Here is a 14,553-nt window from a genome sequence, read left to right as displayed (position 1 = left end):
TACACTCGTATTGTAGTCTCAGCGTAAGCGCTTTCTCAATTCAATTCAGTTCACACTTTGGCAACATTTTATGCCAAATAAAAAAATGACCACGGCGGGTCATTTCTCGTGCAACGTATCTTGAATCATTTTCTTCATACATTCATGAAGCAAGAGGCGTAGTTCTTTCTTTGAACCGTTACTGTATAAGTTCATATGGCGCTCACTCTCGATGAGCGAACCGCTGACCGCGCTCAAAAACTGGAGTTCGACGTCCTCCGCCTCTTCCGACGCGAGCAGGACGAGCAGACGCGACACCGGTTCGGTCGACTGATCCATCATGAGGAGCGGGATCGAACGGTTCAAATCGAAGGCGAACACGCTCGCCCGTTCGATTGACGTGTGACGTCCATGGAACAAGGCCAGTTTCGTTCCCGGAATCCCAAGCCCAGCTACTTCGTGACGCCGGAGCAATTGAGCTGACAATTGAATGCCGCTTTCGACGAGTCCACGTTCTTCAAGATGCGTCCCGATATCGAGCAAGATGTCTTCAAGCCGGTCGCTATTATCAAGCGTGACGAGATCGAACTGGCGATCCATTCGTTCGAACGTCTCGACGAGGGCACCGAGTTCGTTGAAGTCGAGCATCGTCGAGTGGCTCTTCTCTTTCGTCTGGAACGACTGTGGGAGCGATAACAGCAAATGGCGGACGCGTTGCACTTCCTCATTCGTCAACAGGGGGTTGACGATAAGTGTCGGCACCGACAACGGCGGCAACGGCACGGTCGACAAGATGACGTCATAGTCGTCGAGTCGATGTTGTTCGAGACCGAACAACGACGAGTTGACGACGTCCTGCATCTCCGGGAACTCTTGTTTGACCCGGTTGACGAGCATCTTCGAGGAGCCGAGACCGGCCGAGCAGACGACGAGGGCCCGATATTCCCTGCGCCGGACCGGTTTGACGAGTGCGGCGGCGAAATGCATCGCCCAAAACACCGTCTCTTCTTCTGTGAACGTGTTCGTCCCGAAGACGATATCGGCCGCCTGTTGAATGGCAGACCGTAAGTTTGGATAATCGCGGTCGATGTGCGGACGGACCGTGTCCGTATCGGGGAGCGCTTGGGTGTTCATACTCGACAAGATATGGGCGAGGAGCCCTTTCTCGAGCGCTGCGTCATCGGTGAAGGCGAACCCATGGATGAGCGAGACGTGATGAATGAGTTTATGGACTCGAATCTGCATGACCCAGCGCTCTTCCTCATCTTCTTTCATCTGTTCCTTCAACGACCGGAGCCGGTTCGCTTCCTCGGCGAACCAGACCCGCTCCGCCATCGAGAACGGCGTCCCGAGTGCCGTCTCCATATCGAGCGCGACTTTCAAGTAGTCGTCCGAACGCCCTTTCGTATACATCTCTAAGAAGAAGCCAGCGTCTAGTCGAGCTTGTTGTACACCATAAGCGAACGTCACCCGCATGATCGTCCGGTCGTCCATCCGCTCATACGGATGTTCCTTTAAATAATCGTAACCGTCACGAAGCGCTTCAAGCATGGTGTCACAAGGGACGGTCTTTAAAAAGGCTGGGATATAGTCATCCTCCCCACGCACGAAACGATAGAACGCGAGCGTGTCCCAATGAGCGAGCAGCGCATTGATCATCAGCTTCCGCTTCTCGGCTTCCAAGCCGAGCACCCGGGCCCCGACCCCTTTCTTCCGCTCGACTTCAAGGTGATACTCGTCGAACCAACGATCGAGTTTCTCAAGGTCTTGTGTGAGCGTGCTCGGTGAGACGTGCATCTGTTTCGCGACCGCCTGCAGTTTGAGCGTGTCTTTTTCAAATAAAAGCCGCCACGCGAGCTCGAAGATGCGATCCTCGGCTGTCGGGATCGCCTCGGCCGACAAAATCAAGTCTTCGCGCAACTGTTGTTTCGCATCGGAACGACCGATGAGACTGAGACCGTGCCCGCGTTGCCAAGCGAGTTCTAATTCGAACTCGCGCAAGATGCCCTCGAGCAGTTGACGCTCCCGTTGAATCGTCCGCTCAGACAAATTGACCGCTTGCGCAATCTCCGCGAGCGGTGTCGATGTCTCCGTTGCCAATAGATGTAGTAAAATCGAGCGCTCCCGGGCGCTCCACTCATGTTTCATATCCATTCACCCATTCCTCGACGAGTTGTCGATATTCCGTGAGCGATAACATGTGTCTGACCGAGCGAACGTGCGCGGTCGGATGATCAATCGTCTCTGTCCCGGCTTGATAGATAATCCAATCCACCTCTTCCGGGATGTCCTGATATGTGCCGTGTTGAATCACGCACGACACTTTTCCCGAACATGCTTCGGCAAACAGCTTCGCCGCCATCGCGCTCGTGACGAACCCGCATGGACAGGCAATATATACGTTCATGTCAGACCTTCTTTCATCGCTTATCTCTATATAACCATACGATGCAACCGCTTACGTCACCTACTATTTTGCTTGTTGGCAAAGATATCGGCAAGCAGTAAAAAGCATCTTTCCTCAATCGGAAAGATGCTTTGTCTAAAGTTAGGCGGTCTTCAGGCGATTCCGTGTATGAATCGACTTCATGACAGCGCGAGCAATCGGTTGAGCGAACAACAGCTCGACCCAGAATGCGATACCGAAGTTACGGAACCACGTCGGGAAGAAGTGTTGCAACGTATCAAAGTTGATTTCCCCCATCCCGATCCACGGCCCGATGATCGTCATGAAAAACGAGATCAGCGAGACGTTCAACACGATGTTCAGCAAGATGCGGGCGTTAAAGCCGTCCGCTTCTCCGGCAAATCGCTTGAACAGGAACCCGGCTGCAGGTTTGACGATGAAGCGAATCAAAATCATAAGCGCAATCCAGGCGAACGGGATGATTTTGAGCGTGTCGATATAATGGGCGACACTAAAGCCGCGTTCCATCCCGACGATGATTGGTGCGATCGTGTTTACGGACAAGATGGAAATAATCAGCATGAACAAGACGCCTTCTTTAGGATTTTGAGGTAATCGATTTTCTTTGTACATGGTAAATCCTCCACACTACATATAATTTCAGCTGGCAGACGTATCTTGCGACATATATTTTTGGTCTATGACCAATATCTCTACAAACTGATTGTCATAGTGTAGCAAGTTGGAGGCTTGCTTCGTAAGCATTATTTTTGGAAATTATTCAACCGTTACCGATTTCGCCAAGTTACGAGGTTTGTCGACGTCGCAGCCACGAGCGAGCGCGGCGTAATACGCCATGAGTTGGACCGGTAATACCGTGATGAGCGGAGCGAGAATCGGTTCAACGTGCGGCAAGATGAACTCGTCGTTCTCATGCTCGACGCCTTGCATCGAGATGATACACGCATTGGCACCACGGGCGACGACTTCTTTGACGTTGCCGCGGATGTTCAAGTTCGTCTTCGGTTGCGAGATGAGTGCGATGACCGGTGTGCCGTCTTCAATCAAGGCGATCGAACCGTGTTTGAGCTCCCCGCCCGGGTAGCCTTCTGCTTGGATATACGAGATCTCTTTTACTTTGAGCGCGCCTTCGAGACAGACCGACGCATCGAGGCCACGTCCGATGAAGAACGTGTTCGGCGTCGTCTTCAAGTAGCGGTCCGACAAATCTTCAAACAGTTCTTTTTGAGACATGATCGAGTCCATGATCGTCGCGACGCGCGCGAGTTCCGGCATCAACTCGAACGGCAACTCTTTCCCGTTCGCCCGGGCGATGTCGTAGGCGAGAATGGCGAGCACGGCGATTTGGGCCGTGTACGCTTTCGTCGACGCGACCGCGATCTCCGGGCCAGCATGGAGGAGCATCGTCTCGTTGGCCTCACGCGAGAGTGTCGACCCTGGCACGTTCGTCATCGTGAGCGCCTTGTAGCCGCGCTTCTTCACTTCGACGAGGACGGCCCGGCTGTCAGCCGTCTCTCCAGACTGTGACAAGAAGACGAAGAGCGGACGTGAACTTAAGAGCGGCATATTGTAGCCGAATTCCGATGAGACATGGACCTCGGTCGGGATACCGGCAATCCGCTCAAGGATGTCTTTTCCAACGAGCCCAGCGTTATAGCTCGTGCCACAGGCGACGATATAGATGCGGTCGGCTTCCGAGACGAGCGAGCGCACGCCTTCTGTGAGCTCGATGTCACCGGCTTCGTTCTGGTAGTGTTGGATGATGTTACGGATGACGGCCGGTTGCTCGTCCATCTCCTTCAACATGTAGTGCGCGTACGTGCCCTTCTCGATGTCTGACGCATCGATCTCGGCCGTGTACGGGGCACGTTCGAGGATCTCGCCGTCGAGCGTCTTGATCGTCGCCGATTCGCGCGTCAAGATGACGATCTCGCCGTCGTGGAGCTCGAGGTACTGGTCCGTCACTTGGAGCATCGCCATCGCGTCAGACGCCACGACATTGAACGTGCCGTCGCCGAGTCCGACGAGGAGCGGTGACTTGTTCTTGCCGATATAGAGGCGTTCTTTGTCCTCCGAGTCGATCATCGCGATAGCGTACGAGCCGTGAAGCTCAGACAACGTCTTACGGAACGCCGCCTCGACGTCATGTAGCGCGACAAAATTCTTCTCCATCAACTGGACGATGACTTCCGTGTCCGTCTCCGAGAGGAACGGGACGTCTAGCGTCGCCTTGATCTGCTCGTCGTTCTCGATGACACCGTTGTGGACGAGCGTGAAGCGGCCCGTCGTGCTCTGGTGCGGATGCGCGTTCGGGACGCTCGGCACGCCGTGTGTCGCCCAACGTGTGTGGCCGATGCCGATGGCGCCTTCCGCTTCGACCGGTACGATGTCACGAAGTGCGGCGATGCGACCGACTTCTTTGAACACATGCACATCGTCACCGACGAGCGCGATTCCGGCTGAGTCATAGCCTCGATACTCGAGCTTTTCCAACCCTTTCAATAAAATCTCTTTCGCTCCGACTTGACCAATCATCCCTACAATTCCACACATAACAATTCTCCTCATCGATTCAATTTCTCGAAAAAGGAAACGGGCTTTTTAGAGTGCTGTCAACGTGTTCCTCGTTGTCCGTCCGGTCACCCGAACGTTTTAGAAGACCACTTGTAGTCGTGACAGGCGACTAGAGGGCATCCGCCGAAACATCGATTACCCCCACCTCGTCAACTCCGTAGAGTTCTGGCGCTTTTCCTTCATAGCTGGCCGTTTCTCCAGATACCCTTTCATGCTAGCCGGTCTCGATCGAATCCGAAAGTGTTTATGTCACAACAGAATCCGATACTTTTTTACTGTTCATGCAAAAGTCACCACTTTCACTAAAAAGCTACTTTTTTAACAGGGTTGTCCCGTCGAGCTCGTTCGGGCATGATGGAAGTATATATAGATGAAGTGGAGGAATGGCTATGAATATCGTCTTTCTCGTCATCGGCATCATCTTATCAACAGCATCGAAATGGCTACAGATTGAAGGACAAAGTGAGATTGGAGATTTTCTCGTGTTTCCGGCCGCCTTCTTCTTGGCGCTCGCGCTCATGTTCAGCTTTCCGTTCTTTAAAGAATGGTGGGACGACCCGTCGCTCCGTCCGAAAGCATATCGCTTTGCCGGACTTGCTGCCGGCGGCGTCTTGTCATTCCAGCTCTTCGCCTGGCTCCTGTTCGGGCAAGGCGAGTGGATCGGAAGTATGTTCTTGATTCCGTTCTTCATCTGTCTCTACTTCGTCATCCGCACGTTCAAATGAAAAAGGGGAGCGCCTAGGCGTTCCTCTTTTTTAAGAGATGTCGAAGTCGAGTAGGACTCCATAGTGATCACTCGGCAGTACGTCGGTGTTCGGGTCGGGCGTCTTCCCAAACACGTCCACGTTCGAAATGGAGGGGACGCTCCTTGCATCGTGACGCAATAACACCCAATCATAGCGCTCTGGTCGTTTCAGTAAAGCATCCTGCTTCAAATACGGATTATGTACATAGTCTAACGTCGGCTCATCCCCACCACAGTCACATGTGGCGACATCGATCCAGCGATGTTCACTCAAGTAGCGATGAATCTCCGACTGCGGATCGTCATTGAAGTCCCCACACAAAATCTCGTAGCGTTCTCCCGCACCGATCCACTCGCGGACCGCTCGCACTTGCGCTTCCCGAATGTCCGGCGACCTCCAATTTAGATGGACGTTCGTCAATCCGAACGCGTGACCTCCGGCTTGAAACGTCACCCGCATCGCACAGTAGTTCACTTCTTCTACATCGTGGTGCCAAATCGCATCTTCTGTATCGAGCGGAACTTTACTTAAGATAGCGAGCCCTTCATCGGGTGAGTCCGGATAGGCGAGAAACACGCAACACGGATAGCCCGTTTCGTTGGCGATCTGTTCGGCTACACGGATGCCTTGCTCCCCTTCCACATACGTTTTGACTTCTTGAAGCGCCAGTAGATCGGCATCAATCTTCTGCACTGTGGCACAGATAGATTCGATTCGTTCGGACCAGGATGTCGGATTGTTCCAGATGTTGAACGTCGCAATCCTCATATGCCGGCCCCGCTTTGGTACGTATCTGCCAGCACAAATCGCTCGCTTTCTTGAATCTGTTGAATCGTTTGGCTCAACTCACCGACCGTGTTGTCGAAGTAGTAACGGTCTGGTGCGCCCGAGCTTCGAAACTCGTTCCGTAATAGGATCACCCGCTCCCCCATCTGCGCATCGATTGGTCTGTGCTGATCGCGTCGGACGTGAACGTCTTGATTCGCCCATAAGATGACGTAGCGCACTTCGATTCCTTGCGCGATCCAGTGCGCCGTGTAACGCTTCACGTCGTGCCAAAACGCGACCCAGTCCACAACGACTTCATAGCCTGCTTCAAAAAAGTTGTCAGTTAAGGCGACAATGTTTTTCCAAACCAGGTCGTTCGCCCGCTCCGATTCCCAAGGTCTTTCACGACCAGAGACTACCATATGACTAATGTCATCTCCCGAGACGTATGCACTTTTCTTCATATTTTGAACGAGTCGTTTCGCCGTCGTCGATTTCCCTACGCCGGCCGGTCCCGATACAATCCACAGTCTTTTCTTCATCAGTTCTTCCCCCTCAACCATCAAGAGGAAGCGCTCAAGCGCTCCCCCATTTTTGTTCTTCTCTCAATTCGGCTTCCGTGACGTAGTGATCATCGAGTTGAGCCATATGCCGTTCATACAGACGATGCTCGAAAATGGCAAGCATGTATCCCCCTAGACCAATCAAGGCGAACGTTTGGAGTGAAATGAGATCCGTGAGCAATGCGTAAACCCACAATAAGAAGAAGGGTAACGTCACGAGCCCAAAGATCGAGTTGAGGTGAATGAGCCGCTTTGCTGCATCCGACTGCAAAAATTGCTTTTTGATGTTCTCTCGTTGCCACATCTTGCGAAAATCAGGCAGGCCCGCTGCGATGCTGAGAAATATGACTGTCATTGGTGATAGCCAATTATATTCCATTGAGAAAAATAGAAGCACGGCCAACACCGCTGACAAGAACACGTGTGTGGAATGCTTTCTCTGATCGAACGCCGTCAATTCACGCATTTGGCTGCGCTTATCCATGCTCTCGTTCCTGCTCAATCTCACGGGCTTCTCGAATCAATTTTAAGTCCTCTCCCGTCAAATAATGACCGTCATGCTTTTGGATGATGCGGTCGAGCCATCTCCCTAAAAAGGCAGCTCCCCAGAAAAAGGCTTGCGACAACAAGAATGCCTGGAACGTTTGTGGTTGTGTCGTCTCATAAAATACGACAATCCCGTAGTATCCAATCGCGCTAAACCCAATCAAATAAACCGTATATCGCAGCGTGAGCAGCTTCCGTGCTTTTTCGTTTTTCACGAACCGGAGCCACATGAAGAATCGAGCGGTTTCGATACTAAACAGAAGAACGAAAATCGCTACTAAGAATACGAGGAAAAATGAATCTGGCATGTCCCAGTACGATGCGTAAACGAGCATTCCAACGATTGCAGAAACAGCCAGGATGCCAAAACCCCAACCGGTCCACTTTTCAAATCGAAGAACCGTATCAATCTGTTGTTTGGATTGCGGTGATAGTTCCATTCAACTCATCCTTTCAATCAATTCTTCACAACACTTCGACTTTTTAAAAATGTATTGTTATTTTTGGTGATCGTCCCATGCGTCATCCTCTTGTTCCAAGATTTCTGAATAGGTTAACAACTGCGGTTGATGCAGATTGATTCGTTGTTTCCATTTTTTCTCCCGATAAGATCCTGTTAAATTCCAAAGGGCGACTACACCGCCAGTTAAAATAAAGGCACCCTCGTTTACGTACAGCGGAATGAACAGCGCAAATAATGAAGCGGCCTTAATCCAGCAGTCAACGAGTCGGTAACGTAACACCTGCACGACGGCCTGATGGTCGGCAAAATGACGCACGACTCGATATTCCATGTATCCTTTATAGGCCTTTCCCATAGATACGATCAACATGACTGGGATGACCCACGTCGCCTGTGTCCATAACATAACGATTAACGAAATCAAGAAAATGAATAGGATCGGCCAGCTAAAGACCCGTTCGAATTGTTTGGCACGTTCTAACGAGATATCAAATTGACGATCCATTCGGGACCCTCCCTTCAATCACTTCCTCATACGTCGGCAGCTCTGGCCCAACTTGTTTAAGTTTTTTGACAAACCACTTCCGCCGAATCGGACTCAACACTCCCCATATCCCAAAAAAGAGACCAATCAAAAGACCGAGATCTTCCGCTGTCAGCAGCGTCACCATGAGTGTCGTCAACAAAAGTGCGTCCAGCAGTTCAAAAACGAATTGGAGCATGAGGATCCGATGCGCCTTAGGATGCTCCGTCACCCTCCACATGATGCGCATTTCTTTATAGCCTGTCACAACGATGATGAAAGAGACCGAGCCCATGATGGGAATGAGCCACATTTTCTCCAACAACAAGGCGACGATGAAAGCTGTGACATACAGAATGAGGACGGGTGCCCCATAACGTCGCATCCGTTGAACCCATCTCACGTCCCGCTCCATCTTAAATCGCCTCCTTGTTTAACTGTTTATACTTTATATCATGACGTTTCGTTTGCGTTTCAACGTTCCACGTCCATAGGAAGGCGCCTCCGATGAAGATCATCACGTATACGTACGCCACGTTTGATGTGAACAAAATCCCATGATTCAATCCAAGAAAAAATGCGACACTGTTTATGCCATCTCGAGCAAGTTGGCGACGATACAACCCCTTCAATTCTGGGTGGAATGTTAGGCGCATACGATAGCGTTTCATATATAAAAGATTAAGTGGAATGAGTGTACAAGCGATGTACAGGGCGCCCCACTTGAGTTCAACCGTCCAGAAACTGATTGGTAACATCAGGACAAAAAATGTTCCAAAAAGACCAAAAATCCATTGATCGAAAAGTCGGGCCCATGCCTTCTCTTGTATCATCCGCTCATTCATCTCTTCAATCGTTCCTTCCCTGATTCCTCTAACAGTGGGATACGTTCACTCATCTGCTTCTGGAATGATCGGCCGAACACTACCCATAGGAGCAGTACAATGAATAGCGTCAAACTGTCATATTTCAAGAGGAGGAGCGTTACAGTTATTGAAATGAGAATCGTTGAGCTCACCAAATCATATACGAGATCCCACTTAAGTAATCGTACTAAATCACGTTCGCTTATATGTGTACGCCGCATTCGATACTTTTTCACATCCAACACAATCATGGCGATTCCAATCACGACAAGCGGAATGGTCAACCATAAGTAACTTCCGAAATAGGATATAGCGAGCGCCATTGATGCGAACGCAAGGGAAGCATAGCTTATACGAAGAGGTGACTTCCCCCATGTATCCTCCTCCATATACCAACGTGTCTCTTTCACTTAAGGCACACCCTTTCATTACAATGCTTACCTTACTCATACGTGCCCTATCACCTAATTGTTTCATATTTTCCAAATATTCTCGCAATGAATCGTTCGACGTTTTTCAACAATTGCCGAAGGATTGTCCGCCACCCCGATTCAATTTCTGATATACTGTTAGCGTATTCATACCTACAAATTTTTTATATGAAAGGTGCAGACCCTGATGGCTCCAAAGTATAAACAAGTCGCTGAACAGATTGAGACGGACATTATGAATCACGTCTATCAACATACGAACAAGCTCCTCACCGAGGACGAATACGCCACAAAATATGGCGTCAGCCGCAATACAATTCGAAAAGCAATTGAGATTCTCGTCAACAAAGGTTATGTCTATCAAGTCCAAGGGAGCGGCGTCTTCGTCCGTGACCATTACATGAGCGATTACGTGAACCTCGAGAAGTTACAAGGTCTCACAAGCGACTTCAGTGGACGGAAAGTCGAGACGCGAGTACTTGATTTTGAATTGACGACAGCGAACGATGAAGTCTCCGAACGGATGAAGTGTAACGTCGGGACACCCGTCTACTACGTCAAACGTCTCCGGCTCGTCGATGACCACCCGTTCTCGGTCGAGGACTCCTATTTCCGAAAAGACCTCGTCGTCTATCTCGACCGGAACATCACCGAGAAGTCGATCTACAACTACTTCCGCAACGACCAAAAGCTCGCCATCGGCTTTGCCGACCGTGTCATTTACGCCGACTTCTTAAACAAGGAAGACGCGGAGTTGCTAGGATTGCACGAAAACGACCCGGCCCTCCTCGTCGACAACACCGTCTATTTGACGAACGGTCAAATCTTCGACGTATCGCGCTCGACACATCATTTCCGCCATGTGAAGATGCTCAAAGTCTCTAACATCAAGTCCTAAACGCACTCGAGAGATTGTTCTCGCGTGCGTTTTCTTATGTTCACATTTTGGACGAAAAGAAAGGGTTTACATGTAAGCGGTATCGTGCTACTATCAACTTGTAGAATTTGTACCTATGAATTTTGGTTATCCATACAAAAAGGAGAGATACTATGGTTTCTGAAACAATCGAAATTACTCCCGAAGATATCTTCGGTTTAATCGCCCTTTCAGGCGACGCCAAAGCGAGCTACCATCACGCGATGCTCTTGATGCAAGAAGGCAAAGCGGAGGAAGCGGCGGAAGCAGTGAAAGCCGGCGACGCGACTTTGAAAGAAGCACACGCCATCCAGACGAAATTCGTCACGCTCGAGGCACAAGGGAAAACGGCCACGGTCGGCGTCCTCATGGTGCACGCGCAAGATCACTTGATGAACACGATTCTCGTAAAAGAGATGCTCGGTTATATGATGAACATGCAAAACGAAATCAACCAATTGAAAGGAATGGATCAAAAATGATGAAAATCGGACTCTTCTGCGCAGCAGGTATGTCAACAAGTATGTTAGTAGAAAAAATGAAAGCGGTTGCCGCTGAACGAGGCATTGATGCTGAAATCGCAGCTTACCCAGAATCAGAAATGGAAACGTATGTCGACCACCTCGACGTCGCGCTTCTCGGACCACAAGTGAAATACTTGCTCTCGAAAGGCAAACAGATCTGTGAGCCTAAAGGCGTTCCAATCGACGTCATCAACACAGTCGACTACGGCATGATGAACGGAACGAAAGTATTAGACCACGCATTGAAACTCGTAAATAAATAAACTGAGGTGACCACTTTGAAAATGCCAAACAATTTCTTGTTCGGCGCCGCTTCGGCTTCTTACCAAGTCGAAGGCGCATGGAACGAGGACGGGAAAGGACTCTCAAACTGGGACGTCTTCTCGAAAATTCCTGGAAAAACATTTGAAGATACGAACGGCGACGTCGCAGTCGACCATTACCACCGTTATAAAGAAGACATCGCGCTCATGGCAGAGATGGGACTCGAATCATATCGCTTCTCGATCTCATGGCCGCGCATCTTCCCGAACGGTACAGGCGAGGTAAACGAAAAAGGACTTGAGTTTTATAACAACTTGATCGATGAGTGCTTGAAGCACAACATCGTCCCATTCGTGACACTCTACCACTGGGACCTTCCGCAAGCGCTTGAAGAGACAGGCGGCTGGAAAAATCCGGCCACGGTTGACGCATTCGTCCGTTTCGCCGATACTTGTTTCCAATCGTTCGGCGACCGGGTCCGTCACTGGATCACGTTCAACGAAGCAGTCATCTTCTGCTCGCTCGGCTACTTGACTGGGGCACACCCACCAGGCATCGAAGGCGACGTCAAAGGATACTTCCAAACGACGCACCACGTCTTCGTCGCTCACGCTCGTGCCGTCGAGTTGTTCAAACAAAACGGATATGAGGGCGAAATCGGGATTACACACGTATTCAACCCAGCCTTCAGCATCGATGACGCAGAAGAGAACAAGTTCGCGGAAATGCATGCGAACGCCTACTCGACACACTGGTTCTATGACCCGATTTTGAAAGGCGAATACCCAGAATACGTCGTGAAAGGGCTTGAAGAGCAAGGCCTTCTCCCTGAGATGACAGATGAAGAACTCGACCTCTTGAAGCGCACAGCTTCGATGAACGACTTCATCGGCCTCAACTACTACAGCCCGCAACGTGTCATGAAAAATGACTCGGCACTCGTCATGGCCGGTGGCCGTGAGAACTCGACAGGCCGCCCGGGTAACCCTTCATTCGACGGTGTCTATAAAACTGTCATGATGGATGATAAGGTTTACACGAAATGGGCTTGGGAAATCTCACCGGAAGCGTTCCTTGACGGCATGCACATGCTTAAAGATCGTTACGGCGACGTGAAAATCTACATCACAGAGAACGGTCTCGGTGATGTCGACCCAATCGTTGACGGAGAAATCCTCGACGACCCACGCATCGAATATATCGAAGGTCACTTACGCGCCGTGAAACATGCGGTCGAACAAGGCATCAACGTCGCAGGCTACTACGCTTGGTCGGCCATCGATCTTCTCAGCTGGCTCAACGGATATAAGAAGCAATATGGCTTCATCTACGTTGACCATGCGAACGGGCTTGCTCGTAAGAAGAAAAAATCGTTCTACTGGTACAAAGACATTATCGCTACTCGCGCTGAAAACCTATAAGGAGGTTCCCCATGAGCCGCTTAGAAACCGTATTTGAAAAATTCACGCCAGGGTTCGTTCGTTTTGCGAACGCCAAGCCCGTCCTTGCTATTAAGGACGGGTTCATCCTGACGATGCCGATGACGATCATCGGGTCATTGTTCTTGCTCATCCTCGCGCTCCCAATTCCAGGCTGGGCCGAATTCATGTCAGGTCTGTTCGGAGCCGATTGGACGCTCCCGCTCACGCAAGTCGTCGGTGCGACGTTTGACATCCTTGCTTTAATCGGCGTTTTTGGAATCGCTTACTCGTACGTTAAAAATGAGAAGATCGAAGGCGTACCAGCTGGTATCCTCGGAATCATCTCGTTCTTGATCATCACACAAGCGTCTGTCCTCTCTGAAGGTGGAGAAACAGTTGGCGGAGTCATCCCGAAAGTATGGACAGGCGGACAAGGTGTCCTCGCTGCCATCGTCGTCGGATTGGTTGTCGGATTCATTTATTCGCAGTTCATCAAACGCGGCATCAGCATTAAAATGCCTGACGGTGTTCCACCGGGCGTATCGAACTCATTCTCAGCACTCGTCCCTGGTCTTGCCATCATTACTCTTGCGGTTGCGACGTTCGCAACGTTCCAAGCGGTTGCAGATCGTACGTTCACAGAAGTCGTCTATGACGTGCTTCAAGCACCACTTCAAAACTTGACGGACACACTCGCTGGAGCCGTCATCATCATGGTGCTCATGTCAGTCATGTGGTGGTGTGGAATTCACGGAGCTGCGATCATCATGGGTATCATGGGACCACTCCTTACAGCAAACGCGCTTCAAAACCAAGCGATCCTCGATTCGGGTGAAACACTCGTTGCCGGTGAGAACGCAAAAATCGTTACAATCCAGTTCCTCGATGTCTTCACGAAGCTCGGTGGATCAGGAATTACAATCGGTTTCATTATCGCAACACTCATCGTCGCTCGTTCGGCTCATTTGAAGCAACTCGGTAAGCTCTCGCTTGCACCAAGTTTGTTCAACATCAACGAGCCGGTCATCTTCGGGATGCCAATCGTGTTCAACCCGATCATGTTCGTACCGTTCGTCATCGTACCTGCGATTGCATCGTTCATGGTGTACTTCTCAATCCTTTGGGGCTGGGTCGACCCGTTCAACGCACTTCAAGTGCCGTGGACGACACCACCCGTCATCTCTGGTTTCTTGATTGGCGGATGGCGTGCAGCGCTCTTACAGATTCTCACAATCGCTATGGCCGTAGCTGTCTATCTCCCATTCGTCCGCATGCAAGACCGTGTGTCGTACGGTGAAGAGTTGAAAGCACAAGAAGACGCAGACAAAGCGTCAGCCTAAGCAAAAAACGACAGCCCTTCTCATCATTGAGAAGGGCTGTTATATTTAGGGAAACAAGTAATAATGTGGATGGTTATCAAACATTGTCTGCTCAGTCGACACTAGTAAAGAATTAGAAAGGAAACCTCTATGACGAGAAAGAACCTGCAATGGATTGCGTTTGCTATCGCTATTTTGCCTTCGTCCGGTTTTTTAGTAATT

The 14,553-nt window shown here is 50.4% G+C and carries 16 protein-coding genes; 6 read left to right on the top strand and 10 right to left on the bottom strand.

Annotated elements, in window-relative coordinates; genetic code table 11:
- Window positions 1–99: 99 nt before the first annotated feature.
- The 4 genes from EVJ34_RS14115 to glmS form a co-directional block, all read right to left on the bottom strand.
- The gene (locus EVJ34_RS14115) at window positions 100–2,127 is read right to left on the bottom strand and encodes a BglG family transcription antiterminator (RefSeq protein WP_161568924.1); all 2,028 of its coding nucleotides are present in this window, start codon (window positions 2,125–2,127) and stop codon (window positions 100–102) included.
- On the bottom strand, window positions 2,117–2,386 hold the full coding sequence (locus tag EVJ34_RS14110) for a PTS sugar transporter subunit IIB (protein ID WP_131486037.1): 270 nt from the start codon (window positions 2,384–2,386) through the stop codon (window positions 2,117–2,119). The genes EVJ34_RS14115 and EVJ34_RS14110 overlap by 11 nt, the downstream gene beginning before the upstream one ends.
- 141 nt (window positions 2,387–2,527) lie before the next feature.
- The gene (locus EVJ34_RS14105) at window positions 2,528–3,019 is read right to left on the bottom strand and encodes a DUF2798 domain-containing protein (RefSeq protein ID WP_131486036.1); all 492 of its coding nucleotides are present in this window, start codon (window positions 3,017–3,019) and stop codon (window positions 2,528–2,530) included.
- 144 nt (window positions 3,020–3,163) lie between these two features.
- On the bottom strand, window positions 3,164–4,960 hold the full coding sequence (gene glmS / locus EVJ34_RS14100; protein ID WP_131486035.1) for a glutamine--fructose-6-phosphate transaminase (isomerizing): 1,797 nt from the start codon (window positions 4,958–4,960) through the stop codon (window positions 3,164–3,166).
- A gap of 410 nt (window positions 4,961–5,370) precedes the next feature.
- Between glmS and EVJ34_RS14095 the strand changes: the two genes are divergently transcribed.
- Window positions 5,371–5,706 carry a hypothetical protein gene (locus tag EVJ34_RS14095; protein WP_131486034.1) on the top strand — a complete coding sequence of 112 codons (336 nt, stop codon included), beginning with the start codon at window positions 5,371–5,373 and terminating at the stop codon, window positions 5,704–5,706.
- A gap of 30 nt (window positions 5,707–5,736) precedes the next feature.
- Here the strand turns inward: EVJ34_RS14095 and EVJ34_RS14090 are convergent, their stop codons facing one another.
- The 6 genes from EVJ34_RS14090 to EVJ34_RS14065 are packed head-to-tail and all read right to left on the bottom strand — an operon-like array spanning window position 5,737 to window position 9,005.
- Entirely contained in the window at window positions 5,737–6,495 is a 759-nt protein-coding gene (locus EVJ34_RS14090; protein ID WP_131486033.1) for an endonuclease/exonuclease/phosphatase family protein, read from the bottom strand.
- Window positions 6,492–7,037: an AAA family ATPase gene (locus EVJ34_RS14085; RefSeq protein WP_161568923.1), complete on the bottom strand. Its 546-nt coding sequence runs from the start codon at window positions 7,035–7,037 to the stop codon at window positions 6,492–6,494. The genes EVJ34_RS14090 and EVJ34_RS14085 overlap by 4 nt, the downstream gene beginning before the upstream one ends.
- A 34-nt stretch (window positions 7,038–7,071) precedes the next feature.
- On the bottom strand, window positions 7,072–7,542 hold the full coding sequence (locus tag EVJ34_RS14080; protein ID WP_131486031.1) for a hypothetical protein: 471 nt from the start codon (window positions 7,540–7,542) through the stop codon (window positions 7,072–7,074).
- Window positions 7,535–8,044 carry a hypothetical protein gene (locus EVJ34_RS14075; protein ID WP_131486030.1) on the bottom strand — a complete coding sequence of 170 codons (510 nt, stop codon included), beginning with the start codon at window positions 8,042–8,044 and terminating at the stop codon, window positions 7,535–7,537. The genes EVJ34_RS14080 and EVJ34_RS14075 overlap by 8 nt, the downstream gene beginning before the upstream one ends.
- Before the next feature lie 57 nt (window positions 8,045–8,101).
- Window positions 8,102–8,572 (bottom strand): hypothetical protein, encoded by a 471-nt coding sequence (locus tag EVJ34_RS14070; protein WP_131486029.1) that lies wholly within the window; start codon window positions 8,570–8,572, stop codon window positions 8,102–8,104.
- Window positions 8,556–9,005, bottom strand: a complete 450-nt coding sequence (locus EVJ34_RS14065) for a hypothetical protein (RefSeq protein ID WP_131436918.1) — start codon at window positions 9,003–9,005, stop codon at window positions 8,556–8,558. The genes EVJ34_RS14070 and EVJ34_RS14065 overlap by 17 nt, the downstream gene beginning before the upstream one ends.
- A 1,069-nt stretch (window positions 9,006–10,074) precedes the next feature.
- Here EVJ34_RS14065 and EVJ34_RS14060 point away from each other — a divergent pair.
- The 5 genes from EVJ34_RS14060 to EVJ34_RS14040 all read left to right on the top strand — a co-directional run bounded on the left by EVJ34_RS14060 (window position 10,075) and on the right by EVJ34_RS14040 (window position 14,352).
- Window positions 10,075–10,785 carry a GntR family transcriptional regulator gene (locus EVJ34_RS14060; RefSeq protein WP_131486028.1) on the top strand — a complete coding sequence of 237 codons (711 nt, stop codon included), beginning with the start codon at window positions 10,075–10,077 and terminating at the stop codon, window positions 10,783–10,785.
- Between the two features lie 152 nt (window positions 10,786–10,937).
- The gene (locus tag EVJ34_RS14055) at window positions 10,938–11,285 is read left to right on the top strand and encodes a PTS lactose/cellobiose transporter subunit IIA (protein ID WP_021065301.1); all 348 of its coding nucleotides are present in this window, start codon (window positions 10,938–10,940) and stop codon (window positions 11,283–11,285) included.
- Window positions 11,282–11,590 carry a PTS sugar transporter subunit IIB gene (locus EVJ34_RS14050; RefSeq protein WP_131486027.1) on the top strand — a complete coding sequence of 103 codons (309 nt, stop codon included), beginning with the start codon at window positions 11,282–11,284 and terminating at the stop codon, window positions 11,588–11,590. The genes EVJ34_RS14055 and EVJ34_RS14050 overlap by 4 nt, the downstream gene beginning before the upstream one ends.
- Window positions 11,591–11,605: 15 nt before the next feature.
- Complete coding sequence (locus EVJ34_RS14045; RefSeq protein ID WP_131486026.1) at window positions 11,606–13,012, top strand: GH1 family beta-glucosidase; 1,407 nt, start codon at window positions 11,606–11,608, stop codon at window positions 13,010–13,012.
- A gap of 11 nt (window positions 13,013–13,023) precedes the next feature.
- Window positions 13,024–14,352, top strand: coding sequence for a PTS sugar transporter subunit IIC (locus EVJ34_RS14040; protein WP_131486025.1), 1,329 nt, complete (start codon window positions 13,024–13,026; stop codon window positions 14,350–14,352).
- Window positions 14,353–14,553 lie beyond the last annotated feature (201 nt).

Origin of the sequence: Exiguobacterium sp. SL-9 (assembly GCF_004336985.1) — a bacterium.
Lineage (GTDB): Bacteria > Bacillota > Bacilli > Exiguobacteriales > Exiguobacteriaceae > Exiguobacterium.
This window is presented reverse-complemented; position numbering and strand designations above follow the sequence as displayed.

Coding starts and splice junctions, on each gene's coding strand:
- EVJ34_RS14105 (WP_131486036.1), bottom strand. CDS start 3,019: ATGTACAAAGAAAATCGATTACCTCAAAATCCTAAAGAAGGCGTCTTG.
- EVJ34_RS14085 (WP_161568923.1), bottom strand. CDS start 7,037: ATGAAGAAAAGACTGTGGATTGTATCGGGACCGGCCGGCGTAGGGAAA.
- glmS (WP_131486035.1), bottom strand. CDS start 4,960: ATGTGTGGAATTGTAGGGATGATTGGTCAAGTCGGAGCGAAAGAGATT.
- EVJ34_RS14110 (WP_131486037.1), bottom strand. CDS start 2,386: ATGAACGTATATATTGCCTGTCCATGCGGGTTCGTCACGAGCGCGATG.
- EVJ34_RS14065 (WP_131436918.1), bottom strand. CDS start 9,005: ATGGAGCGGGACGTGAGATGGGTTCAACGGATGCGACGTTATGGGGCA.
- EVJ34_RS14055 (WP_021065301.1), top strand. CDS start 10,938: ATGGTTTCTGAAACAATCGAAATTACTCCCGAAGATATCTTCGGTTTA.
- EVJ34_RS14080 (WP_131486031.1), bottom strand. CDS start 7,542: ATGGATAAGCGCAGCCAAATGCGTGAATTGACGGCGTTCGATCAGAGA.
- EVJ34_RS14050 (WP_131486027.1), top strand. CDS start 11,282: ATGATGAAAATCGGACTCTTCTGCGCAGCAGGTATGTCAACAAGTATG.
- EVJ34_RS14095 (WP_131486034.1), top strand. CDS start 5,371: ATGAATATCGTCTTTCTCGTCATCGGCATCATCTTATCAACAGCATCG.
- EVJ34_RS14090 (WP_131486033.1), bottom strand. CDS start 6,495: ATGAGGATTGCGACGTTCAACATCTGGAACAATCCGACATCCTGGTCC.
- EVJ34_RS14040 (WP_131486025.1), top strand. CDS start 13,024: ATGAGCCGCTTAGAAACCGTATTTGAAAAATTCACGCCAGGGTTCGTT.
- EVJ34_RS14075 (WP_131486030.1), bottom strand. CDS start 8,044: ATGGAACTATCACCGCAATCCAAACAACAGATTGATACGGTTCTTCGA.
- EVJ34_RS14070 (WP_131486029.1), bottom strand. CDS start 8,572: ATGGATCGTCAATTTGATATCTCGTTAGAACGTGCCAAACAATTCGAA.
- EVJ34_RS14115 (WP_161568924.1), bottom strand. CDS start 2,127: ATGAAACATGAGTGGAGCGCCCGGGAGCGCTCGATTTTACTACATCTA.
- EVJ34_RS14060 (WP_131486028.1), top strand. CDS start 10,075: ATGGCTCCAAAGTATAAACAAGTCGCTGAACAGATTGAGACGGACATT.